The following is a 21,053-nucleotide window of genomic DNA, read 5'->3' on the forward strand; positions in this document are numbered from 1 at the left end:
CCCTGCCACAACGGGTTTTGCGCTAATGCCCCTCTTTCTTCATGCGCTGCAGGCGGTTATCGGCCAGTTGGGCGACGGAGGTGTTGGGGTAGGTCTGGATGACATCGTTAAGACTCTTGCGCGCTGCGTCCCATTTCCCCATCTCATAGTGTACAAAGCCGGCCTTGAGCATGGCGTCGGGGCGCTTGGGGCTGGCGGGTGATTTATCGACCAGGGTCTGAAATGCCTGCAACGCCTCCTTGAACTGGCGCGTGACATAGTGGGCCTCGCCCAGCCAGTACTGAGCATTATCGGCATTGGCACCTGCCGGGTAATGGGCCAGGTAGGCCTGAAACGCCGTGATGGCCTTTTCATAGCGCGCCTCCTTGAGCAGGGTGAAGGCCTGCTGATAGGTAGCGGACTCCTGCGCAGGGTCGGCTACCGCAGTGTCTGCAGTGGCCGGACCGGTGGTGGTTGCTTCAGGCAATCCCGCTGACGCATCGGCAGGTAACGCGGAGGCGTCGAGAGCAACGTCTGCCGTGGTATTTACGGCAGGACTGGCGGCCAGCCCACGCAGGCGCTGGTCAAAGTCCTGATTGGCGCTGCGTTGGCTTTCCTTGAGCTGCTGCAACTCATGGGTCTGTACCTCAAGCTTGCCACGCAGGCGTTGCAGCTCCTGTTGCAGCTCATCCATGCGCACGATGACTTCCGCCAGGCCCTGGCTCGCGGCCAGCCGCTCCAGGTGGGCGATGCGCTCCTCCTGGGTTGGCGGTCGGGCATCGTCCGCTGCTGCTGCCAGGAGTGGCAGCAGCAGGGCCCCGGTCAGGGCCAGTAAGCGGATGGCGATGGACATTATCTGCGGCTGGTGTAGACGATTTCGACGCGGCGGTTTTGCTGCCATGCGCTCTCGTCATGCCCAATAGCGACTGGCTTTTCCTCGCCGTAGCTCACCACCTGGAGTTGCTTGGTGGCGGCGCCTTCGGCCAGCAGCAGCTGACGCACCGAGTTGCCACGGCGTTCACCCAGGGCCAGGTTGTATTCGCGCGAGCCGCGCTCGTCGGCATGGCCTTCCACCGCGACAGCGGCGTTGGGCGTGCTGGCGAGGTATCTGGCGTGGGCCGAGACCGTAGCACGATCTTCCTGCCTGACTTCGCTGCTATCGAGATCAAAGTAGATGACGCGCCGTGATAACGGGCTGGAGGGATCATCCAGCGCATCACCCCGGAAGGCGCCACTGCCATCCATAGCGCTGGCGGCGGCGCCACTGTCGGCGGCGCTGCTGCGGTCTTCGACTGCGGCAGCAGATTTGGGGGTCGTGCTCTGGCACCCGACCAGGGCGACTGCGGACACCGTCAAGAGTAACAATTTTATGAAGAACTGCATACGGGGCTCCTTGGTATGTGGGGTAGGGAAGTTTAAGGTTTTGTATCGGTTTGTTGAGGTGTAATTCTGGGGCCGAATGGAGACCAGACCGCTTCACGCACATCACCCTCTTGCAACAGCAGGCGATTGTGCACACGGCCGTCCACGGATACGGCCATAAGTGTACCGCGAGTGCCTTCATTGGTGGCGTAAATAATCATGGCGCCATTTGGTGCAAAGCTCGGCGATTCGTCCAGTGTGCGGTCGGAGAGCACGCGCACCCCCCCTGTTTTCAGATCCAGTAGCCCAATGCGGTACTGGCCGCCGGTGCCGTGTACCATGGCAAGCTGCTTGCCGTCGGGGGAGAACACACCGCGCGCATTGTAGTCGCCTTCGAAGGTGATACGTGCTGCGTCGCCGCCATTGGCTGGCATGCGGTACAGCTGCGGGCGACCGCCGCGGTCAGAGGTGAATACCAGCGTGGCGCCATCGGGCGACCAGACCGGCTCGGTATCAATCGCCAGATTGTTGGTGAGGCGCTGGAGGGTGCGGGCGGCGAGGCTCATCACGTAGATTTCAGGGTTGCCGTCCTTGGACAGCGTGAGCGCGAGCCGGCTGCCATCGGGGGACCAGGCAGGTGCGCCATTCAGCCCGGGGTACGAGGCGATCAGCTCCCGCCTGCCAGTGACTATTTCCTGGATGTAGATCTGCGCGCGCTTGTTTTCAAACGTCACGTAGGCCAGCCGGGTGCCGTCGGGTGACCAGGCAGGCGAGAGCAGTGGCTGCTTGGAGTTCAGGATAGACTGCGGGTTGTGGCCATCGGCGTCAGACACCTGTAGCGAGTAACTCTGTGCTGGCGGTTTGCCTGCGACAGCAATGTAGGCGATGCGCGTGTTAAACGCGCCCCGTTCGCCGGTCAGCTTTTCATAGATGATATCGCTGATCTGGTGTGCCGTGCGGCGCATGTCCGCAGTGCTCGTCGGAATGCTGTAGCCGACCAGCTGGATACCCTGGAATACGTTGAACAACTGGAACTGTACCATATACTGCCCGGCGCCCAAGGCGCGGACCTTGCCGATCACCAGCCCTTCAACTCCCAATACCCGCCAGTCGCGGAAGTTGACCTCGCCGGCCTCGCGCGGCCGTGCCAGCAGATCGCGATCCGGCAGCGGCGCAAAACGCCCGCTGCGCTTCAGGTTGGCGGCGATGATCGCGCCGATGTCTTCCGGCGGTGCGCCCTGCCCCTCAGCCCCAAACGGCACCACGGCAATGGGCAGTGCGCCCGGCACGCCTTCGGTGATCTCTATGGTCAGCGCTGCCTGCGCGCCAGAGCATGGCAGCCACAGCGCGAACAGGCAGTACAGCAGGTGTTGTCTGGTCAGCATGTGTCCTCAGGGTTTAAAGATGAAAGTCAATTCACGAAAGCTTTCGAACAGAGTCGGATCGGGCGGTAACGGCAGGGGCGAGGCCTTGTATACCGCGCTTACCACTGAACGATCAAACACGGCATCACCACTGCTGGTCGTGATCCGCGCCTCAATCACCTCGCCGCCGGGAATCAGCCGCACCGTTACCGTGCAGGACATGCCGGACTGAGCGCTCAGCGGCCGCAGCCAGCGGCTTTTTACCCGGTTCGTTATCAGCGGGATGTACTGGGCAATCAGCGTTTGGGCCTGGTTGTCGCGCGCGGCCTGTTCTTCCGAGGCGAGCTGATCCTTGAGCAATTGTTCGGCCTCTTTGCGCTGCCGTGCCTCCTTTTCTGCCTTATGTCTTTTTTCAGCCTCGATTTTACGTTGCGCCTCAGCTGCGGCCAAGCGCTTTTCTTCTTCGCGCCGTAACTGCTCGGCGCGCTGTTTGGCCTCTTCGGCCTGCTTCTCTTTCAGGGCGGCTTCGCGTTTGGCAGCTTCCTGGCGTTTTTGTTCCGCTGCCTGTTGCTCCTGCCGGGCCTGCTCTTGCTGCCGGACAAGCTCCTGCTGGACCTGTTCCTGCTGCCGGGCCTCTTCCGCCACCCGTTGGACCTCCTCCTCAGCCTGACGTTTTTCATCTTCAAGCCGCTGTTTTTCTGCCTCCTGTTCGGCACGCCGTTTGCGCTCGGCCTCCTCCTGTTGCTGCTGTGCGGCCTTGCGTGCGCTGTCGTCGACCACGGTAGCCTGCACTACGGCGTCTTGCGTGCCGGCAGACTGGGGCTTGGGTGTCCAGTCGAGGCTGATGACCAGCATGGCGATCAGCACGAGGTGCACCAGCACGGCCAGCACCACCGCTCGCATATTGTTGCGTATTGCTTTAAACATCAGGCGTGGTTATTGGCGGCCAGGTGCGGGTGGAGACTGGGTAACCAGGCCCACGCTGGCTGCGCCCGCGCCTTGCAGCAGGGTCATGGTGTTAATGACGCGCCCATAATCGACGTTTCTGTCACCCCGTACCAGTACCGGTGTGTCGGGCTGGTTGCGCAGCACTGCACTGACCCGCTGGCTGAGTGTGGCTTCGTCGAGCGGCCGCTCCTTGCCATCACCGACGTTCAGATAGAGGTCCCCTTGTGCGTCCACCGTAATCACCAGCGGCTCTTTCTTGTCTGGCTCCAGTGGCGTGCTGGCGGCCTGTGGTAGATCCACCTTGACGCCTTGCGCGAGCAAGGGCGCGGTGATCATGAAGATTACGAGCAGCACCAGCATCACGTCGATATAGGGTACGACGTTCATTTCTGACATCGGCGAGCGCCGTTTGCGTTCGCGCGTCATTATACGTGTGCCTGCCGTTGCAGGATGGTGGAAAACTCCTCCAGGAAGGCGTCATAGCGGCTGTGCAGGCGTTCGACGTCATCGGCGAAGCTGTTGTAGGCGATCACCGCCGGTATGGCCGCGAACAGGCCCATGGCAGTCGCAATCAGGGCCTCGGCGATGCCGGGTGCGACCATGGCGAGCGTGGCCTGATGCACGTTGCCCAGCCCGATGAACGAATTCATGATGCCCCACACGGTGCCGAACAGGCCGATGTAAGGGCTGGTGGAGCCTACTGTGGCGAGAAACGACAGGTTGACCTCCAGCGCCTCCACCTCCCGCGACAGCGCAACGCGCATGGTGCGCTGCGCGCCTTCCAGTACCGCCATCGGCTCCACACCGGTCTGTTTGCGCAGGCGCGCAAACTCCTTGAAGCCGGCCTCAAAAATCGCCTCCAGCCCTCTCGGGTCAGGTCGCCGCGTCACTTGCTCGTACAGCAGGTTGAGATCATTGCCCGACCAGAACCGCTTTTCAAACAGGTCTGCCGCTGCGCGTGTCGCTTGCAGTGAGCCGCGTTTGATAAAAATCATGCTCCACGATACCAGCGAGACGACCAGCAGCAACAGCATGACCAGTTGCACCAGCAGGCTGGCATTGAGTATGAGATGCAGGATGGACAGGTCAGAGGTCAAGGCAAAGCTCCCCGGTGATGGTTTTCGGTATGGCGCACGCCCTGAGTGTGGCGTGATTGAGGCAGGCGAGCCGGACACGGCCCGCGCAGTGTACGGGCCCGGCCTGAGCGGCGCGCACCTGCTGCTCGAAGGCCAGGCTGGCATGGCCGCGTTCGATGAGTTTTACCGTCACGTGCAGCAATTGATTAAAGTGGGCCGGTTTGAGGAAGTCCAGGCTTATCTCACGCACCGCAAAAATCACGCCCTCTTCGCGTAGCAGGGCATCCTGCTCGAAACCCAGTGTGCGCAGCCATTCCGTGCGCGCACGCTCCATGAATTTGAGATAGTTGGCATAATACACTACCCCGCCGCTGTCGGTATCTTCGTAATAGACCCGGATTGGCCAGGAAAATTCTCCCGACTCAGGCATCGTCGTTAAATAAGTCCGGCGAGGTGGCGGGGCTGGCATGGTTTTGCGGCGGTTTGAGTCCGAAGTGCTGGTAGGCGGCCCGGGTGGCGACGCGCCCGCGGGGGGTGCGCATGAGGAAGCCCTGCTGAATCAGAAACGGCTCCAGTACGTCTTCGATGGTGTCGCGCTCCTCGCCCAGTGCTGCGGCAAGGTTGTCCAGGCCGACCGGCCCGCCGTCGAATTTTTCAATTACGGCCAGCAGCAGCTTGCGATCCATCATGTCGAAACCGTTGCTGTCGACATCAAGCATGGCGAGTGCCTGATCCGCGATGTCACCTGTGATGCGTCCTGCGGCCTTGACCTCGGCGAAGTCGCGCACGCGGCGCAGCAGGCGGTTGGCGATGCGCGGTGTGCCGCGCGAGCGCCCGGCAATCTGGACGGCGCCGTCCGGATCAAGGGCAAGATTCAGAATCTGCGCCGAGCGCTGCACGATCAGCTGCAGGTCGGCGCGCGTATAAAATTCCAGTCGCTGCACGATGCCGAAGCGGTCGCGCAGAGGTGAAGTAAGCAGCCCGGCGCGGGTGGTGGCGCCGACCAGTGTGAACGGCGGCAGGTCGAGCTTGATCGAGCGCGCCGCCGGGCCCTCTCCGATCATGATGTCGAGCTGATAGTCTTCCAGCGCAGGATAGAGGATTTCCTCCACCACCGGGCTCAGGCGGTGTATCTCGTCCACGAACAGCACGTCATTCGGCTCCAGGTTGGTGAGGATGGCGGCGAGATCGCCGGGGCGCTCCAGCACCGGTCCTGAGGTGTGTTTGAGGTTGACCCCCATCTCGTGGGCAATAATGTGCGCGAGCGTGGTCTTGCCGAGCCCCGGCGGGCCGAAGATGAGTACGTGATCCAGTGCCTCCTGGCGTGCCCGCGCGGCGCGGATGAAGATGTCCATCTGTTCGCGCACTGGCGCCTGGCCAACGTAGTCGGCCAGGCGTTTGGGCCGCATGGCGCGGTCTACGCTGTCATCGTCGCGTGCGGCAGCCTGAGGGGAGATGAGGCGGTCGGTGTCTATCATGGCAGGGCTATCTTACGCCTTGGCCATGGATTGCAATGCACGGCGGATGATCTGCTCGCTGCTGAGTCCGGCGCTGTCAAGGGTATGCACCATGCGGCTCGCCTCCTGCGGCTTATAGCCGAGCGCGATCAGTGCGCGTACGGCATCACTTGCCGGGTCGGTCTTCTCGCTCAGTGGCACGGCTGCCGACCCGGCAGCAAGCGCAGGGCCGATATGCCAGTCGCTCAGGCGGTCGCGCATTTCGAGAATCAGGCGCTCGGCGGTCTTTTTGCCGACGCCGGGCAGGCGGGTGAGGCTTGCGCTGTCATTGTCTTGCACGCAACGGGCAAAGCCGGCGACGGTGATACCGGACAAAATGGTGAGCGCTACCCTGGCGCCAATGCCGTTGACCTTGAGCAGGTTGCGGAAGAAGAGGCGTTCGGCCTCGGTGGCGAAGCCGAACAGCAGGTGTGCATCGTCGCGCACTACCAGATGGGTGTGCAACACGACCTCGCTGCCGGTTGGCGGCAGTTCGTAAAACGTGGACATCGGTGCCTCAATATCATAGCCCACACCCTGCACCTCCAGCGTGAGTTGCGGCGGTTGCCGGGTAAGCAGAATGCCGCGTAGCCGGCCGATCATCGGCGCGACCGCCGCAAACGTTGCCCGCCCGCCAGTGCGGCGGCGGGTGTCAGCTGATGGCCATGGCACAGCGCCACGGCCAGTGCGTCGGCAGCATCCGCCTGCGGCTTCCCGGGAAGCTTGAGCAGCACGCATATCATGTGCTGCACTTGCGCCTTGGCGGCATTGCCGCGCCCGACCACGGCCTGTTTGATTTCCGCCGGTGTGTACTCGGTAATTTCGAGGCCCTGTGTGACGCCGGCGCAGATTGCCGCGCCGCGTGCGTGCCCGAGCTTGAGCGCGGAATCGGCGTTGCGATGCATGAATACACGTTCAACGGCCATGATGTCAGGACGGTGGCTGGCAACAAGTTCTGTCATGCTTTCGAAAATGACTTTCAGGCGCTCCGCCAGCGGCCCATCGGGCAGCCGTATGCAGCCGCTGGTGACATAGCACGACCGGCCGTTTGCAATATCGATCACCCCAAAACCGGTGAGGCGCGAGCCGGGATCAACGCCAAGGATACGGATGTGTGTCACGCCGTTTTGGGCATCACGGTATCGGGGATGTCTGCATTGGAATATACATTCTGCACGTCGTCGAGGTCCTCCAGCATGTCGAGCAGTTTGACCATGCGCTGTCCATCGTCCATGCCAAGCGTGGCACTGGTGGATGATTGCATGGTGACCTCGCCCTGTTCCGGTGCGAGCCCTGCCGCGCTCATCGCCTGCTTGACGCTGAGAAACTGTTCGGGTGAGGTGAGCACGTCGATGGAGCCGTCATCGTGGGTGATGATGTCGTCGGCTCCCGCCTCCAGCGCCGCTTCCATGATACTGTTTTCATCGCTGCCCGGCGCGTAGGAGAACACGCCACGCTGGGTGAACAAATAGGCCACCGACCCGTCGGTGCCGAGGTTGCCGCCGCACTTGGTGAAGGCGTGGCGTACCTCGGCCACGGTGCGCACCCGGTTGTCGGTCATGCAATCGACTATTACCGCCGCACCGCCCGGGCCGTAGCCCTCATAGCGCACCTCTTCGTAGTGTTCACCTTCAAGCTTGCCGGCGCCGCGCTTGGTCGCACGCTCGATGGTATCGCGCGTCATGTTCTGATCCAGCGCCTTGTCGATGGCGTGACGCAGACGCGGGTTGGTGGCGGGGTCGCCACCGCCCATGCGCGCGGATACGGTGATTTCACGGATAAGCTTGGTGAATATCTTGCCGCGTTTGGCGTCCTGGGCGCCCTTGCGATGCTGAATATTGGCCCATTTGGAATGACCTGCCATGTACCCCGTCCTGCCGTGAGTCCTGCCGGGCATTCTAGCACTGCGCAGCGGCAACAAAAACAGCCGATGTAACGGTCTGAATCTGTCCCGGAGCGGGACGGGCTATTCAGCCGGGGCCAGGGTTGGGCTGTATAGCCGGTATTTGTTTTTGCCAGCCTGTTTGGCGCAGTACATGGCGCTGTCGGCGTTATGGAATAGGGTCTCAGCGTCGACTCCATCGGCAGGGTAAAGCGCGATGCCGATGCTGGCGGTGGTGAACAGCTCCTGCTTGCCGATCACGAATGCGCGCGCCAGCATTTCAAGTATTTTTTGTGCCACCAGCTCCGCATCACGCCGTCTGGCGATATTGGTCAGCAGCGCAGTGAATTCGTCGCCGCCGAGACGGGCGACGGTGTCGGCGCTGCGCACGCAACCCATGAGGCGTTCGGCGGCGATGCGCAGCAGTTGGTCGCCGACCGCATGACCTTGCGTGTCGTTGATCGTCTTGAAATCGTCGAGATCGATAAACAGCACCGCCAGCATTTGACTCTGGCGGCTGGCCTGGGCCAGCATCTGCTGCAGGCGATCGTCGAACAGCAGGCGGTTGGGCAGGCCGGTGAGCGCATCATGATGGGCAAGATGATAAAAGCGCTGCTCCTTGTGCTTGAGTGTGCTGATGTCGCTGAAGATGGCGACATAATTGATGATGCTGCCCGCGTCATCACGGATGATGACGATGTTTTCCCATTCCGGGTAGACCTCGCCGTTCTTGCGCCGGTTCCAGATTTCACCCTGCCATTGGCCTGTGCGCGCAAGGCTGGCCCACATGGTTTTGTAAAAAGCCTCATCGTGGTGACCAGACTTCAGTATTTTAGGATTCTTGCCGATCACTTCCCCGGCGCTGTAGCCGGTGATGGTGCAAAACGCCGGATTCACATACTCGATGTTTTTGTGCGCGTCGGTGATGACCACGCCCTCCATGATGTTTTCCAGAATCTTGGCTGCCAACGGCAGATTTCCCATAGCTCTTACCCTTGTTACTCCAGCGCGACGGTTTCCAGGTAATCCGGTAGCACCACCTGCCAGCCCAGTTGTTCTTCGATGTGCTGCCGCAGGCCGTCCGCGGCGGCGGGCTCGCCGTGGGTGATGAAGGTGGTGCGAGGGGGCGCATCAAAATGCCGCAGCCAGTCGATGATTTCGACATAATCTGCATGCGCGGAGAGATTGTCGAGCGCCGCCACTTCGGCGTGCACCGGTATGTATTCGCCGTGAATCTTGACCGATTCGGCACCATCCAGCATCGCCGCACCGCGCGTGCCCCCGGCCTGGAAGCCGGAAAACAGAATGGTATTGCGCGCATCAGGCGCGAACGCCTTGAGGTGGTGCAGCACGCGCCCACCGGTCGCCATGCCGCTCGCGGAGATAATGATCATCGGCCCCTTGCGCCGGTTGAGCGCCTTGGACTCTTCGACACTGTTGACGTACTTTACCATGCCCGATATCGCCTCACATTCCTGAGGGGTGAGGCGATGTATGTCTGCATTATCGCAGAAGATATTTGTGGCGCTTGTGGCGAGCGGGCTGTTGAGAAACACCGGGATGTCGGGGATAGTGCCGGCGTCTTTCAGCAAGCGGAGGTAATGCAGCAAGGTCTGCGTGCGGCCCACCGCAAAGGCCGGAATCAGCACCATACCACTGCGTGCGACAGTGCGGTTGATGACTTCTGCCAGCTCTTCCTGCGGATCAGACTGGTCGTGACGGCGGTTGCCGTAGGTCGACTCTATTACCAGGTAGTCTGTATGCTGTATGGGGCGTGGTGCATACATGGTAGGGTCATGCGGGCGCCCCAGATCACCTGAAAACAGCAGGCGCATGTGCGTATCACTGAGCAGCGCACACGCTGAACCGAGGATGTGGCCATTGGGAATCAGCCGCAACGTCAGGCCGGCACCCAGATCAGCATCGTGCTCGAAGGCTATGGGTGACAGCTGGCGCAAGGCGTTCCTGGCGTCCTCTTCTGTGTACAGCGGCAGTGCCGGGGCATGTTTGGAATAGCCGCGCTTGTTGGCGTAGCGCGCCTCTTCTTCCTGCAGGTAACCACTGTCCGGCAGCAAAATGCCGCACAAGTCACGGGTTGCGGCGCTGCAATACACCTTGCCCTTAAAGCCGTTTTTGATCAGTAACGGGAGATAGCCGCTGTGGTCAAGGTGGGCGTGCGTGAGCACGACAGCATCGATTTCGCGGGGATCCACCGCCAATGCCGCGCGATTACGCAAGCGCAGCTGTTTGTAGCCCTGAAACAGACCACAATCCACCAGTATTTTTCTGCTACCGCAGGTGACCAGGTACTTGGAGCCGGTGACGGTACCGGTCGCACCCAGAAAACGTATCTTCACCTGCCTCTCCTTTAAGGTTGCCTGCGTAAGGCCCGAGCCTGCCACACTACTGGCAACAGTGTGGCGCACATGTCATGGCCTGCTTGACCTATATCAAACAGGCCGTGACATGGTTAACATACAATACAAATGGCTCTGATGGCATGCCATACCCATCAATTTATTTAGCTGGCAAGAACCATGCCCAACTATATACTCTGGTTTGACAAGATTGGCTTGCAGGATTTGCCTGTGGTCGGCGGCAAGAATGCCTCGCTGGGTGAGATGTACTGCGCGCTGGGTGCGCAGGGCGTGAAGGTGCCCAATGGCTTTGCCGTCAGCGCGCAGGCCTACTGGCATGTACTTGACAGTGCGGGCGTGCGCGATGAATTGCAGCGCCTGATGACGGGTATTGACACGCAGGGTGTGGCCGAGCGCGCGCGGCGCGGTGCGCTCGCGCGTGACCTGGTTCGTGGCGCGGGTATTCCGGAAGACCTGTGGGGCGAGATACGCGAGGCCTACGACAAGCTGTGCGCGCAGTATGGAGCGGCGCAGACCGATGTTGCCGTGCGCTCATCTGCCACCGCCGAAGACCTGCCCACGGCCTCATTCGCCGGGCAGCAGGAAAGCTATCTCAATATCTGCGGCCACGGTGCGTTGCGCGAGGCGGTAATCAAATGCCTGGCCAGCCTGTTTACCGACCGCGCCATTTCCTATCGCATCGACCAGGGCTTCGATCATTTTCAGGTGGCCCTTTCCGTCGGTGTGCAAAAGATGGTGCGTTCGGATCTCGCCGCGAGCGGTGTGATCTTTACCCTCGACACAGAGACCGGTTTCCGCGATGTAATTTTTATCACAGGCAGCTACGGCCTGGGCGAAAATATTGTGCAAGGCACGGTGGATCCGGATGAATTCTATGTGTTCAAGCCCACCCTGCGTGCCGGTCATCAGCCGCTGATCAGGCGTCGCGCAGGCAGCAAGCAGTTGCGCATGGTGTACGCCGAGGGCGGAGTGGGAGCCTCTACACGTAACCTTGCCGTGCCGGAGGCCGAACGCAGAAAATTCTGTATCAGCAACGACGAAGTGATGACGCTGGCCGATTACGCGCTCAAGATCGAAGATTATTATTCACGTCAGGCGGGACACGACCAGCCGATGGACATCGAGTGGGCCAAGGATGGCGTTAGCAACGAATTATTTATTGTGCAGGCGCGGCCTGAAACCGTGCAATCGCAACGCCGTGGCGATGTGCTGGAAACCTACGTGCTGGAAGAGCACGCCGCGCCGGTGTTGCAGGGCAAGAGCGTGGGACAGAAAATCGGCGCAGGTATGGCGCGTCTCATCGCCGGTGTCGACCACCTGGCAGATTTCCAGCCCGGCGAGGTGCTGGTGGCCGAGACCACCACGCCCGACTGGGAGCCGGTGATGAAGCAGGCCGCCGCTATCGTGACCAGCCGCGGTGGCCGCACCTGCCATGCCGCCATCGTGGCGCGCGAGTTGGGCATTCCCGCGGTGGTGGGTGCGGAGGGCGCGCTACAGGCGCTGGTGTCCGGCGAGGAATTTACGGTGTCATGTGCCGAAGGCGATGTGGGGAATATCTACCGCGGAAAATTGAACTACCGGGTAGAGCGCGCTGAGCTCACAAATCTCGACAGGCCACACACAAAAATCATGATGAATCTGGCCGATCCGGATCAGGCCTTCGGGATGTCTTTCATCCCCAACGACGGTGTGGGCCTCGCGCGCATCGAGTTCATTATCAACAGCAGCATCAAGGTTCATCCGCTCGCGCTGCTGTACCCAGAGCGTATCACCGATCGCCGTGTGCGCAAGGAGATAGAAGCGCTGACCACAGGCTACAAGGACAAAAGCGAATATTTTGTTGCGCGGCTGGCCGAGGGCGTGGCGACCATCGCCGCCGCATTTTACCCCAAGCCGGTAATCGTACGGCTGTCGGATTTCAAATCGAACGAGTACGCCAGCCTTGTCGGCGGCAAGGATTTTGAACCGCAGGAAGAAAATCCCATGCTGGGGTTTCGCGGTGCGGCACGTTACACCCATCCTGACTATGCTGAGGGTTTTGCGCTGGAGTGTCGTGCGCTGAAACGCGTACGTGAGGAGATGGGCCTCACCAACGTCAAGCTCATGGTGCCTTTCTGCCGCCGGGTGGAGGAGGGCGAACGGGTCATTGCCGCGCTGGCGCAGCATGGGCTGGAGCGCGGCAAAAATGAGCTGGAAGTGTATGTGATGTGCGAGATACCCAACAACGTCATGCAGATCGACGCATTCGCGAAGCTGTTCGACGGCTTTTCCATCGGCTCAAACGATCTTACCCAGCTTACGCTGGGCGTCGATCGCGATTCCGCGCTGGTGGCGTTCGAGTTTGACGAGCGTGACCCCGGCGTGCTGGAGATGATGCGGCTGGCGGTGGAGGGTGCGCGCCGCAACGGGCGCCATTCCGGCATCTGTGGACAGGCACCGTCGGATTATCCCGAGGTGGCGGAGTTTCTGGTGCGCACGGGCATCGACTCCATATCACTCAATCCGGACACCGTGCTCAAGACCACGTTGCGCATCGTGCAACTGGAGGCGGATTTGAAACAAGCGCCCGGCGCGAAATGATATGACTGCACAATCCCGGCTGCTGGCGCGAGTGGATTTCGATAGGCTTATCCAGACGCTTGCAGCTCAGGGTTACCGCGTAATGGGGCCGCGTGAGCGCGCCGGTGCCATTATGTTCGACGAGATCGCGCGCGCAGAGGATTTACCTGTCGGTCTTGTGAGTGCGCAGCAGCCCGGCAGTTACCGGCTCGAAGATTCAGGCAATGGACGGTTTTTTGATTACGTGCACGGCCCCGAATCGCTCAAGCGATTGCTGTTTGCGCCGGAAGAGCGGCTGTGGACGGTATCCGCCGAGGGTATGGTTTCCTTCAAGGAGACGCTGCCCGAGGCGCGGCCCGTCGCGGTGATCGGAGCGCGCGCGTGTGACATCGCAGGCATGCAGGTGCAGGATCGTACATTTCTGGCGGGCAGCCACAACCCCTATGCCGACCCGTATTATCAGACACGGCGCGAAAATCTGTTTATCGTCGCGGTGAACTGCACGCGCTCGGCGACGACGTGCTTCTGCGCCTCGATGGATACCGGCCCGCGTGCCCGCGGAGGTTATGATCTTGCGCTCACCGAACTGGAAGATGATTTTCTGCTGGAATCTGGCAGCGCGGCAGGTGCGGTGGTACTTGCCGCGTTGTCGCTGAGAAGTGCAGAGGCGGGAGATGAGGCTTCTGCGGCGCAGGCCATCGAGGTCGCAGCGGTATCACAGACACGGCGCATGGACAGCACCGATATCCAGGCGCTGCTGTTTGACAATCTCGAACATCCGCGCTGGGATGATGTGGCGGAGCGCTGCCTGTCGTGCGGCAATTGCACTATGGTATGCCCCACCTGTTTCTGTCACCGCGAGACGGACGTGACCTCGCTCGACGGCGCCGTGAGCGAACACCGGCGCCAGTGGGATTCCTGCTTTGCGCTGGATCACAGCTACCTGCACGGCGCGCAGATCCGTCCGCAGATCCGCCAGCGTTACCGCCAGTGGCTCACGCACAAGCTTGCCTCATGGATCGAGCAGTTCGGCACCAGCGGCTGCGTGGGCTGTGGGCGCTGCATCACCTGGTGCCCCACCGGTATCGACCTGATTGAGGAAGTGAATGCCATCCGCGCCACCCCCGGGGCGCAGAAGGCCACAGATATATGAGCGCTATGGCGCACGCCATCAATCCGTATCTGCCGCAGCGTGCGGAGGTGGTGGAGCGGCTGGAGGAAGGGCGCGATATCTTCACGCTGCGCCTGCGTCTGTGCGATGAAACTGCGCGCGCGGCATACAGTTTTCAGCCCGGCCAGTTCAACATGTTGTATCTGATCGGCGCGGGCGAGGTGGCGATCTCGATAGTCTCCGACCCCGATAATCCGGGGCTCATCGATCACACGATACGCGCGGTGGGGCGCGTCACGCAGGGCCTGCAGCAACTCAAGCCGGGCGACACACTGGGCCTGCGCGGCCCGTTCGGGCGCGGCTGGCCGCTGGAGGCGGCGCGCGGACGCAGCCTGTTACTGATTACCGGCGGCCTCGGCTGCGCCCCGACCACCTCCATGATCCACTATGCGCTGCAACGCCGCGCGCAATATGGCGCGCTCACCATATGTCACGGCGTGAAGCATCCGGACGATCTCATTTACACCGATCGCATTCAGAGCTGGTGCGGCGCGCCGGACACCCAGGTGCTGCTGACGGCGGACAAGGGTACGCCGGAATGGCGTGGCCGCGTGGGCCTGGTCACGCAAACACTGGACGATGTAGAGCCGGAGTTGTTCAAGGGTGTGGCCATGATGTGCGGGCCGGAGCCGATGATGCGTGCGGTGGCGGAAAGCCTGCTCCAGCGCGGCATGGCGCTGGATGATATTTATCTCTCGCTGGAGCGCAACATGCACTGCGCGGTGGGACATTGCGGACATTGCATGTTCGGCGGCAAATTCATCTGCAAGGACGGCCCGGTGTTTGCCTACGCCGAGGTGCGCACCTTGCTGGCGGTAAAGGGTTTTTGACATGACACAGAAACTGCGCATCGCCGTGCACAAGTTTGCCTCCTGCGACGGCTGCCAGATTCAGTTTTTGAATCTGGAGCAGGATCTGCTCACCCTGGCGCGCCAGGTGGAGATTGTGCATTTCGCCGAGGCCACCAGCGTCATGCAGCCGGGCCCGTATGACGTGTCTTTTGTGGAGGGCTCGATTTCAACCTCGGCGGATTTACAGCGCATCCAGCAGGTGCGCGCTGCGAGCCGCATGCTCATCACCATCGGCGCGTGCGCCACCGCAGGGGGTCTGCAGGCGCTGCGCAACTGGCAGGATCACGGCGAGTTTGTGCGCGCGATCTATGCGCGCCCCGATTACATCGACAGCCTCGCGCAGTCCACGCCCGTCTCGGCGCACGTCAAGGTGGATGCCGAGTTGTGGGGCTGTCCGATCGACCAGCAGCAGTTGAAGCGCGTACTGGGCGACGTACTTGCGCGCATCACGCCGCGCATACCCGGCGAGTCGGTCTGCATGGAATGCAAGCGCGCGGGCAATGTGTGCGTACTGGTCGCCAAGGCGGAGCCGTGCCTGGGCCCCGTCACGCGCACCGGCTGCGGAGCACTGTGCCCGCGCTATGAGCGCGACTGTTACGGCTGCTTCGGGCCGCAGGAGGACGGCAACGCGCGCGCGCTGGGCCGCCGTTTTCAGGCGCTGGGTCTGTCCGCTGACGAGATCGTGCGCCGCTTCCGTTTCATCAACGGCTGGGCGCCCGCGATGCAGGCGGCGGCATCCGCGTGGGAGAAGCCGGCGATGTCCGTGAGCCGCCCGCATGAGTGATCGCCGTATCGAGGTTCCGGTATTGGCCCGCGTCGAAGGTGAGGGCGCGCTGTATGTGCGCATCGCGGACAGACGGGTGACGGAGCTGCGTCTCGAGATTTTCGAACCACCGCGCTTTTTTGAAAAGTTTCTGGAAGGGAGAAGCTGGAAGGAAATTCCGGACATGGTCGCGCGCATCTGCGGCATTTGCCCGGTCGCCTACCAGATGAGCGCGGTGCATGCCATCGAAGCGGCGTTCGGCGTGGTAATCACCCCCGAGATACGCCAGCTGCGGCGGCTCTATTACTGCGGCGAGTGGATGGAGAGTCACAGCCTGCACATCCACCTGCTGGCCGCGCCGGATTTTCTCGGCTTTCCCGACGCGATGGCGCTGGCCCAAAAACATCCGGACATCGTGCGCCGCGGCATGCGCCTGCAAGGGCTGGGCAACAGTATTGTGAGCCTGCTGGGTGGGCGTTCCGTGCACCCGGTGGGCGCCCGCGTGGGCGGATTCTACCGCGCGCCGGACGCAGCCGCAGCGGCGGAGTTGCTTGAGCGCCTGCGCGCGGCGGTGAACGATGCGGAAGATCTGGTGCGCTGGACGGCGCAACTCGAACTACCGGCCGTCATCCGCCACGCGCCGTTTATTTCGCTGCACCATGCAGCGGAATATCCGATGAACGAAGGCCGCATTGTTTCGTGCGAAGGGCTCAGCATCGGTGCCGAAGAATTTGAAGACTACGTCGAAGAGCGGCAGGTGCCGCACTCCACCGCGCTGCATGCGACGCTGGACGGGAAGCCCTATTGGGTTGGGCCGCTCGCGCGCGTCAACAACAATCTCGATCATCTGCCCGCCGCCAGCGCACGGCTGTTACGTGAGACCGGCATCGTCTGGCCCAGCCGCAATCCGTATCACAGCATCGTGGCGCGCGCGCTGGAGGTGCACATCGCGCTCACCGAGGCCGTTGCCATCCTGGAGCACTACCGCGTGCCGGATCGGGCCTATGTCGAGGTCGAGCCGCGCGCGGGCATCGGCATGGCCTGCACCGAGGCGCCGCGCGGCATCCTGTGGCAACGCTATGAATTCGATGCTGCGGGAATAGTAAAAAAATCGCGCATCGTGCCACCCACGAGCCAGAATCAGGCGCAGATCGAAGCGGATCTGCGTGCGTCCGTCGAGGAAAACATCGATCTGGATGATGCCGCGTTGCGCGCACACCTGGAGGCCGGCATACGCAACTACGATCCGTGCATCTCGTGCTCCACGCACTTTCTCGATCTCACGGTGGAGCGCACATGATCCGCGTGATCGGCGTAGGTTCACCATGGGGCGACGATCAGGCCGGCTGGCTTGCCGCCGAAGCGCTGCGCGGCCTGTTTGAGGACGATCGCGTGGAGGTGAAAACGCTGGATCGCCCCGGCCCGGCGCTGTGCGAACACTGGCAGCGCAACGACAGCGTCGTGCTGCTGGATGCGGTGCGCGCGCAGGGTGAGATCGGGCGCATCCACTGCGTGGAAGGCGCAGCGATCGCAGACCTCGGCGGCGCATCGCTGTCGAGCCACGGCTTCGGCGTGGCGGCGGCGGTGGCACTGGCGGCGGCGCTTGAGGCCATGCCCAGGCGTCTTTGCCTGCTTGGGCTTGAGGTCAGCGACAGCGGGCGCAGCGCCGGATTGAGCGCCGAGGCGGAGCGGTGTGTTCCGCAACTGACCGCCGCCGCGCATGCTCAAGTGACGACCTGGTTAAATGATTAGGGAACCTATGATTTATTCGAGAAACGTCATTCCCGCGCAATCGGGAATCCAGCAATCCACTGAATTTACAGCACCGGAATGACGGCACATCATATATCCAATAGGGGGTGGCTATGGACGTGATATTGATATTGGCCGGCGGCGTACTGCTGGGTATTCTGCACAGCTTCGACCCCGATCATATTGCCGCGATGACGGCGCAGGTCGCGCCCGGTGCGCCGCCACGTCATGCGCAGCGTTCGGGTTTGCTGTGGGGCTGCGGGCACAGTGTTGCGCTGTGCGCGACCGCCCTCACGCTTGCAGTGCTCGGCATGCGCGTCGCGCCTGTGTTTGAAACTGGTTTTGAGGTGGCGGTCGGCGCGGTGCTCATCATGCTCGGTCTGTGGCGGGTGAGCATTACACTGCGCGACGGACGTAAAGCGCAGGCAAACAGCCATACATCGTCCATGCTTCCGCTCTGGGTCGGTATGCTGCACGGCCTCGCAGGTACGGCGGGCATCATGATTATGGCGCCGCTGTTGCTGCTTGAATCGCTGCCCGCCTATGCAGCGTATCTCGTCTGCTTTTCCGCCGGCAGCATTTTGTCGATGACGCTGTTTACGTCGGCACTGGCGCGCGCGCAGGGCGCGTTGGTCACACGCCTGCGACAGGGGCGCGTGTGGCTCGGCGCCGGGGCGGGCATGCTCAGCTCCGGCGTGGGGGTGTGGTGGCTGCTGGGCGGCGCCCTTGCCGCCTGAGGCCACTGCGAGCCGCCGTACTTCGTTAAAAATACCGCCGAATATTGATCCAGATCAAAGCGTCTCAAGTGCCCGATTTCTACCATGATTTAGTGTCACATGAATCGATGTGATGAGACAGCCTGGATCACATTATCGAGGAGAGTCATCATGGCAAATAACAGCAAACAACCGATAGAAGCCCCGGCAAAATCCGCAGAAACGCCAAAAACCGTACCGGTCACGGCACTGAGTCCGTTTGAAGAAATGGAGCGCATGTTCGAGGGCATGTTTCCGCGTAGTCTGATGCGCCACGGGCGCTGGAACTGGCCGTCGTGGGGTGAATTGGCCGCGCCCACCATCCCCATCCCGCGTGTGGATGTGGTGGATCGCGATGACGAGATTGTCGTGCGTGCCGAGCTGGCCGGTGTGGACAAGAAAGACGTGGATGTGTCATTGACGGACAGCACGGTTACAATAAAGGGCAGCACGCGGCGCGAGGAAAAGGAAGAGAAGGGAAATTACTACCGTTGCGAGATTTCGCGCGGGTCATTTGCCCGCACCGTCAGCCTGCCCGCCGAGGTGGACGACAGCAAGGCCAAGGCGGTGTTCAAGGACGGCATGCTCGAGATATCGATGCCCAAGAAGGAAAAGGCCAAACGCCACAGCATCACGGTGCAATAACCAGCCCGTGAACACAGGCTGGCAAGGCCGCCTGTGTGCGCCAGGAGACAAGATGCAGAGGGACCTCATCAAGCAGTTTTTCTACGACATGCTGCTGGCGCGCTGTTTCGAAGAGACCGCCGCCGAGCAATACACGCAAGGGAAGATCGCCGGATTTCTGCATCTCTATCCGGGTGAAGAAGCCGTTGCGGTCGGCAGCCTGCGTGCGGCGGGGCCGGGCGACTATGTCGTCAGCACCTACCGCGAGCATGTGCATGCCTTGATGCGCGGTGTGTCCGCCGATGCCATCATGGCCGAGATGTTCGGGCGCGCCACCGGATGCTCAGGCGGCTACGGCGGTTCCATGCATTTATTCAGCGCCGAGCACCGCTTCCTCGGCGGTTACGCCATCGTCGGCGAAACCTTTCCGCTGGCCATCGGCGTCGGTTACTGGCTCGCCATGAAGCAATCGCCCGATGTCGTGCTGTGCTACTTCGGCGAAGGTGCGGTGAATCAGGGCACCTTTCACGAATCGCTCAACATGGCGGCGCTGTGGAAATTGCCGGTGCTGTTCATTTGCGAAAACAATCGCTATCAGATCGGCACGGAAATCCACCGCAACTCCGCCGTCACCGAGGTGTACAAGCGCGGCTGCGCCAGCGGCGTCCCCGGAAAACATGTGGACGGCATGGACGTGCTCGCGGTGCACCAGGCCACGCAGGAGGCGTTGCAACACGTGCGCGGCGGCAGCGGCCCATTTCTGCTGGAATGCGAGACCTACCGTTTCCGCGGCCACTCGATGGCGGACAGTGGCGCCTACCGCTCGGCGCTGGAAATGGCCGAGCTGAAGGCGCGCGACCCATTGTTGAATCTGCGTAACCGCGCGCTGCAAGAAGACTGGATCAGTGAGGACGAAATCGAAGCGCTGTTCAAAAAGGTGCACGAAACAGTCGATGAGGCGGTGCGTTTCGCCGAGCAAAGCCCGCCGCCTGCCGATCTGTATAAAGATGTCTACACACAGCCGCTCGATGTGTACCGGGGTGTGCCATGACGCACGCACGCAACGCAGACGCCGAGATGATTGCGCCCGCGCGCCCGCGTCACGAACTCATGGTATGGGAGGCGCTGAACCTCGCGCTCGATCACGCGCTGGCCGCGGACGACGCAGTGTTCGTTCTGGGTGAAGACGTCGGCCTTTATGGCGGCAGCTACCGCGTAACGCAAGGCCTGTATGCAAAGTACGGCGAGTGGCGCGTGCGCGATACGCCGATCTCGGAAAACAGCTTCACCGGATTGGGCGTGGGCGCAGCCATGGTGGGCGGCCGCCCCGTCGTTGAAATCACCACCGTCAACTTCGCGCTGCTGGCGCTGGACGCCATCATCAACATGGCCGCGAAGATACGCTATATGTCCGGCGGGCAATTTCGCGTGCCGCTGGTAGTGCGCATGGCGGGCGGTGTCGCCAAACAACTCGCCGCGCAGCACTCGCAACGGCTGGAACATACCGTGATGAACGTGCCGGGGCTGCGCATCGTCGCGCCCGCTACGCCGCAGGATGCCTGGTGGCAACTTACCCAGGCCGTGCGCGCGGACGACCCCGTCATTGTGCTCGAGCACGAACTGCTCTATTTCAAAAAAGGCCCGTTCGATATCCATGCCGAGGCCCCGCCCATGCACAGTGCGGCGGTACGGCGTCCGGGCGTACACGTCACGCTCATCGCCTGGCAACGCATGGTGGACGTGTGCCAGCAGGCGGCGGATGAACTTGCCACAGATGACATCCATGCGGAGGTGATTGATCTCAGAAGCCTGCGGCCCATAGACCTGCCGTTGCTGGTCGCGTCCATCAAGAAAACGCACCGCGCCATCGTGGTGGAAGAAGACTGCAAATTTGCCGGCGCCGGCGCAGAAATCGTCGCCGCGCTACAGGAAACCCTGTTTTTCGAACTGGACGGCCCCATCCTGCGCGTCGCCGCCGCCGATGTGCCGACGCCGTACAACGGTGCACTCGAGGCCGCCTCGATTCCGGATGCCGCAGCCGTGGTGCAGGCGGTACGGCGCATGGTGGGGCCGCGCGAGGAGTAGCGCGGTTT

At 61.9% G+C, this 21,053-nt stretch carries 23 protein-coding genes; 10 read left to right on the plus strand and 13 right to left on the minus strand.

What is annotated here, in order from left to right; translation table 11 throughout:
• Positions 1 to 22: 22 nt before the first annotated feature.
• The 13 genes from ybgF to Q8L89_09175 form a co-directional block, all read right to left on the minus strand.
• On the minus strand, positions 23 to 832 hold the full coding sequence (gene ybgF, locus Q8L89_09115) for a tol-pal system protein YbgF (protein MDP1709204.1): 810 nt from the start codon (positions 830 to 832) through the stop codon (positions 23 to 25).
• The gene (pal, locus tag Q8L89_09120; protein ID MDP1709205.1) at positions 832 to 1,362 is read right to left on the minus strand and encodes a peptidoglycan-associated lipoprotein Pal; all 531 of its coding nucleotides are present in this window, start codon (positions 1,360 to 1,362) and stop codon (positions 832 to 834) included. Before pal ends, ybgF begins: the two co-directional genes overlap by 1 nt.
• Before the next feature lie 32 nt (positions 1,363 to 1,394).
• Positions 1,395 to 2,726 carry a Tol-Pal system beta propeller repeat protein TolB gene (gene tolB / locus Q8L89_09125; GenBank protein MDP1709206.1) on the minus strand — a complete coding sequence of 444 codons (1,332 nt, stop codon included), beginning with the start codon at positions 2,724 to 2,726 and terminating at the stop codon, positions 1,395 to 1,397.
• Between the two features lie 6 nt (positions 2,727 to 2,732).
• Positions 2,733 to 3,632: a cell envelope integrity protein TolA gene (gene tolA, locus Q8L89_09130; protein ID MDP1709207.1), complete on the minus strand. Its 900-nt coding sequence runs from the start codon at positions 3,630 to 3,632 to the stop codon at positions 2,733 to 2,735.
• A gap of 9 nt (positions 3,633 to 3,641) precedes the next feature.
• Positions 3,642 to 4,079, minus strand: a complete 438-nt coding sequence (tolR, locus tag Q8L89_09135) for a protein TolR (protein ID MDP1709208.1) — start codon at positions 4,077 to 4,079, stop codon at positions 3,642 to 3,644.
• Entirely contained in the window at positions 4,079 to 4,750 is a 672-nt protein-coding gene (gene tolQ / locus Q8L89_09140) for a protein TolQ (GenBank protein ID MDP1709209.1), read from the minus strand. The genes tolR and tolQ overlap by 1 nt, the downstream gene beginning before the upstream one ends.
• Entirely contained in the window at positions 4,740 to 5,159 is a 420-nt protein-coding gene (ybgC, locus tag Q8L89_09145; protein ID MDP1709210.1) for a tol-pal system-associated acyl-CoA thioesterase, read from the minus strand. The genes tolQ and ybgC overlap by 11 nt, the downstream gene beginning before the upstream one ends.
• Positions 5,152 to 6,207 carry a Holliday junction branch migration DNA helicase RuvB gene (gene ruvB / locus Q8L89_09150; protein ID MDP1709211.1) on the minus strand — a complete coding sequence of 352 codons (1,056 nt, stop codon included), beginning with the start codon at positions 6,205 to 6,207 and terminating at the stop codon, positions 5,152 to 5,154. Before ruvB ends, ybgC begins: the two co-directional genes overlap by 8 nt.
• A gap of 12 nt (positions 6,208 to 6,219) precedes the next feature.
• On the minus strand, positions 6,220 to 6,828 hold the full coding sequence (gene ruvA, locus Q8L89_09155; protein MDP1709212.1) for a Holliday junction branch migration protein RuvA: 609 nt from the start codon (positions 6,826 to 6,828) through the stop codon (positions 6,220 to 6,222).
• Complete coding sequence (gene ruvC / locus Q8L89_09160) at positions 6,825 to 7,337, minus strand: crossover junction endodeoxyribonuclease RuvC (protein ID MDP1709213.1); 513 nt, start codon at positions 7,335 to 7,337, stop codon at positions 6,825 to 6,827. Before ruvC ends, ruvA begins: the two co-directional genes overlap by 4 nt.
• 5 nt (positions 7,338 to 7,342) lie before the next feature.
• Positions 7,343 to 8,089, minus strand: coding sequence for a YebC/PmpR family DNA-binding transcriptional regulator (locus Q8L89_09165; GenBank protein MDP1709214.1), 747 nt, complete (start codon positions 8,087 to 8,089; stop codon positions 7,343 to 7,345).
• Between the two features lie 102 nt (positions 8,090 to 8,191).
• On the minus strand, positions 8,192 to 9,091 hold the full coding sequence (locus Q8L89_09170) for a diguanylate cyclase (GenBank protein MDP1709215.1): 900 nt from the start codon (positions 9,089 to 9,091) through the stop codon (positions 8,192 to 8,194).
• A 14-nt stretch (positions 9,092 to 9,105) separates the two neighbouring features.
• Complete coding sequence (locus Q8L89_09175; GenBank protein MDP1709216.1) at positions 9,106 to 10,464, minus strand: MBL fold metallo-hydrolase; 1,359 nt, start codon at positions 10,462 to 10,464, stop codon at positions 9,106 to 9,108.
• A 180-nt stretch (positions 10,465 to 10,644) separates the two neighbouring features.
• On the opposite strand from Q8L89_09175, the gene ppsA reads away from it, so the two are divergent.
• From ppsA to Q8L89_09225, 10 genes are all read left to right on the plus strand, one after another.
• Entirely contained in the window at positions 10,645 to 13,065 is a 2,421-nt protein-coding gene (ppsA, locus tag Q8L89_09180) for a phosphoenolpyruvate synthase (protein ID MDP1709217.1), read from the plus strand.
• Position 13,066: 1 nt separating this feature from the next.
• Positions 13,067 to 14,197 carry a 4Fe-4S dicluster domain-containing protein gene (locus Q8L89_09185; GenBank protein ID MDP1709218.1) on the plus strand — a complete coding sequence of 377 codons (1,131 nt, stop codon included), beginning with the start codon at positions 13,067 to 13,069 and terminating at the stop codon, positions 14,195 to 14,197.
• The gene (locus Q8L89_09190) at positions 14,194 to 15,045 is read left to right on the plus strand and encodes an FAD/NAD(P)-binding protein (protein ID MDP1709219.1); all 852 of its coding nucleotides are present in this window, start codon (positions 14,194 to 14,196) and stop codon (positions 15,043 to 15,045) included. The genes Q8L89_09185 and Q8L89_09190 overlap by 4 nt, the downstream gene beginning before the upstream one ends.
• Before the next feature lies 1 nt (position 15,046).
• Entirely contained in the window at positions 15,047 to 15,850 is an 804-nt protein-coding gene (locus tag Q8L89_09195) for a sulfhydrogenase subunit delta (protein MDP1709220.1), read from the plus strand.
• Entirely contained in the window at positions 15,843 to 17,129 is a 1,287-nt protein-coding gene (locus tag Q8L89_09200) for a Ni/Fe hydrogenase subunit alpha (protein MDP1709221.1), read from the plus strand. The genes Q8L89_09195 and Q8L89_09200 overlap by 8 nt, the downstream gene beginning before the upstream one ends.
• Entirely contained in the window at positions 17,126 to 17,581 is a 456-nt protein-coding gene (locus tag Q8L89_09205) for a hydrogenase maturation protease (protein MDP1709222.1), read from the plus strand. Before Q8L89_09200 ends, Q8L89_09205 begins: the two co-directional genes overlap by 4 nt.
• Positions 17,582 to 17,694: 113 nt before the next feature.
• Complete coding sequence (locus Q8L89_09210; protein ID MDP1709223.1) at positions 17,695 to 18,318, plus strand: hypothetical protein; 624 nt, start codon at positions 17,695 to 17,697, stop codon at positions 18,316 to 18,318.
• A gap of 150 nt (positions 18,319 to 18,468) precedes the next feature.
• Positions 18,469 to 18,981 carry an Hsp20/alpha crystallin family protein gene (locus Q8L89_09215; protein ID MDP1709224.1) on the plus strand — a complete coding sequence of 171 codons (513 nt, stop codon included), beginning with the start codon at positions 18,469 to 18,471 and terminating at the stop codon, positions 18,979 to 18,981.
• Positions 18,982 to 19,033: 52 nt separating this feature from the next.
• Positions 19,034 to 20,011: a pyruvate dehydrogenase (acetyl-transferring) E1 component subunit alpha gene (gene pdhA, locus Q8L89_09220; protein MDP1709225.1), complete on the plus strand. Its 978-nt coding sequence runs from the start codon at positions 19,034 to 19,036 to the stop codon at positions 20,009 to 20,011.
• Positions 20,008 to 21,045 carry an alpha-ketoacid dehydrogenase subunit beta gene (locus Q8L89_09225; GenBank protein MDP1709226.1) on the plus strand — a complete coding sequence of 346 codons (1,038 nt, stop codon included), beginning with the start codon at positions 20,008 to 20,010 and terminating at the stop codon, positions 21,043 to 21,045. The genes pdhA and Q8L89_09225 overlap by 4 nt, the downstream gene beginning before the upstream one ends.
• The last annotated feature ends 8 nt before the right edge of the window (positions 21,046 to 21,053 follow it).

The organism is Gammaproteobacteria bacterium, assembly GCA_030680605.1.
Classification (GTDB): Bacteria; Pseudomonadota; Gammaproteobacteria; order SURF-13; family SURF-13; genus JAQBXX01.

What these genes read in the sequence shown, in the direction of transcription:
- ybgF (MDP1709204.1), bottom strand. Translation starts at nt 832, where the DNA reads ATGTCCATCGCCATCCGCTTACTGGCCCTGACCGGGGCCCTGCTGCTG.
- pal (MDP1709205.1), bottom strand. Translation starts at nt 1,362, where the DNA reads ATGCAGTTCTTCATAAAATTGTTACTCTTGACGGTGTCCGCAGTCGCC.
- tolB (MDP1709206.1), bottom strand. Translation starts at nt 2,726, where the DNA reads ATGCTGACCAGACAACACCTGCTGTACTGCCTGTTCGCGCTGTGGCTG.
- tolA (MDP1709207.1), bottom strand. Translation starts at nt 3,632, where the DNA reads ATGTTTAAAGCAATACGCAACAATATGCGAGCGGTGGTGCTGGCCGTG.
- tolR (MDP1709208.1), bottom strand. Translation starts at nt 4,079, where the DNA reads ATGACGCGCGAACGCAAACGGCGCTCGCCGATGTCAGAAATGAACGTC.
- ybgC (MDP1709210.1), bottom strand. Translation starts at nt 5,159, where the DNA reads ATGCCTGAGTCGGGAGAATTTTCCTGGCCAATCCGGGTCTATTACGAA.
- ruvB (MDP1709211.1), bottom strand. Translation starts at nt 6,207, where the DNA reads ATGATAGACACCGACCGCCTCATCTCCCCTCAGGCTGCCGCACGCGAC.
- ruvA (MDP1709212.1), bottom strand. Translation starts at nt 6,828, where the DNA reads ATGATCGGCCGGCTACGCGGCATTCTGCTTACCCGGCAACCGCCGCAA.
- Q8L89_09165 (MDP1709214.1), bottom strand. Translation starts at nt 8,089, where the DNA reads ATGGCAGGTCATTCCAAATGGGCCAATATTCAGCATCGCAAGGGCGCC.
- Q8L89_09170 (MDP1709215.1), bottom strand. Translation starts at nt 9,091, where the DNA reads ATGGGAAATCTGCCGTTGGCAGCCAAGATTCTGGAAAACATCATGGAG.
- ppsA (MDP1709217.1), top strand. Translation starts at nt 10,645, where the DNA reads ATGCCCAACTATATACTCTGGTTTGACAAGATTGGCTTGCAGGATTTG.
- Q8L89_09185 (MDP1709218.1), top strand. Translation starts at nt 13,067, where the DNA reads ATGACTGCACAATCCCGGCTGCTGGCGCGAGTGGATTTCGATAGGCTT.
- Q8L89_09190 (MDP1709219.1), top strand. Translation starts at nt 14,194, where the DNA reads ATGAGCGCTATGGCGCACGCCATCAATCCGTATCTGCCGCAGCGTGCG.
- Q8L89_09195 (MDP1709220.1), top strand. Translation starts at nt 15,047, where the DNA reads ATGACACAGAAACTGCGCATCGCCGTGCACAAGTTTGCCTCCTGCGAC.
- Q8L89_09200 (MDP1709221.1), top strand. Translation starts at nt 15,843, where the DNA reads ATGAGTGATCGCCGTATCGAGGTTCCGGTATTGGCCCGCGTCGAAGGT.
- Q8L89_09205 (MDP1709222.1), top strand. Translation starts at nt 17,126, where the DNA reads ATGATCCGCGTGATCGGCGTAGGTTCACCATGGGGCGACGATCAGGCC.
- Q8L89_09210 (MDP1709223.1), top strand. Translation starts at nt 17,695, where the DNA reads ATGGACGTGATATTGATATTGGCCGGCGGCGTACTGCTGGGTATTCTG.
- Q8L89_09215 (MDP1709224.1), top strand. Translation starts at nt 18,469, where the DNA reads ATGGCAAATAACAGCAAACAACCGATAGAAGCCCCGGCAAAATCCGCA.
- pdhA (MDP1709225.1), top strand. Translation starts at nt 19,034, where the DNA reads ATGCAGAGGGACCTCATCAAGCAGTTTTTCTACGACATGCTGCTGGCG.
- Q8L89_09225 (MDP1709226.1), top strand. Translation starts at nt 20,008, where the DNA reads ATGACGCACGCACGCAACGCAGACGCCGAGATGATTGCGCCCGCGCGC.